The sequence below is a fragment of the Anaerotruncus sp. 1XD42-93 genome, from assembly GCF_009917605.1.
GTDB lineage: Bacteria > Bacillota > Clostridia > Oscillospirales > Ruminococcaceae > Anaerotruncus.
The window spans coordinates 1-913 of sequence record NZ_QZEG01000194.1 but is presented as its reverse complement, the minus strand read 5'-3'; the positions used below and the strand labels follow the sequence as shown (position 1 = coordinate 913).

Sequence of the window (913 nt, the reverse complement as noted above, 5' to 3'; positions counted from 1 at the left end):
TGACCATGCTGGTGATGAACCACGCCGGGACGCGGCAGAAGCTGGAAAACAACATCTTCCAGGCGGCGGGCGTGGCGCAGAAATACAACTGCGCGCTGCGCCGTCTGGACTACCAGCAGGAGCAGGGCTTAATGTCCTCCCTCCCGCTGGGCCTTAACCAGATCAGCATCCAGCGGGGCCTTACCACATCCAGCACCGCGATTTTCGTGCCGTTCACCACCCAGGAGCTTTTTATGAACGGCGAAGCGCTGTACTACGGCCTGAACGCCCTCTCCAACAACCTGATTATGGCCGACCGGAAGAAGCTGAAAAACCCCAACGGCCTGATTTTAGGCACACCCGGCAGCGGCAAATCCTTTTCCGCCAAGCGGGAAATCACCAACGCCTTTCTGATTACCCCGGACGATATAGCCATTATCGACCCGGAACAGGAATATTCGCCCCTTGTGCAGCGGCTGGGCGGGCAGGTGATTGACATATCCCCCGCCTCCGACCAGTACATCAACCCGATGGACTTGACCCTCAATTACAGCGAGGACGACAACCCCCTGACCTTAAAAAGCGATTTTATCCTTTCCCTGATGGAGTTGATTGTGGGCGGCAAGTCCGGCCTGGAACCGGTGGAAAAGACGGTGGTTGACCGCTGCGTCCACATGGTATACCGGGATTACCTGCAAGACCCCAGGCCGGAGAAAATGCCGGTGTTAGGCGACCTCTATGAACTTCTGCGGAAACAGCCGGAGCAGGAAGCGCAAAGGCTGGCTACCGCGCTGGAAATCTACGTCACCGGCAGCTTAAATGTGTTCAACCACCAGACCAACGTGGAAATCAAGAGCCGGATTGTCTGCTATGTGATTAAAAACCTGGGCAAGCAGCTTAAAAAATTCGGGATGCAGGTGGTTCAGGATCAGGT

General features: G+C 56.0%; 1 protein-coding gene. It reads left to right on the top strand.

Annotation, left to right across the window (positions count from 1 at the left end):
• Positions 1 to 913, top strand: a 913-nt coding sequence (locus D5269_RS17980) for a VirB4-like conjugal transfer ATPase, CD1110 family (protein WP_199735791.1), incomplete at both ends; no start/stop codon positions are given.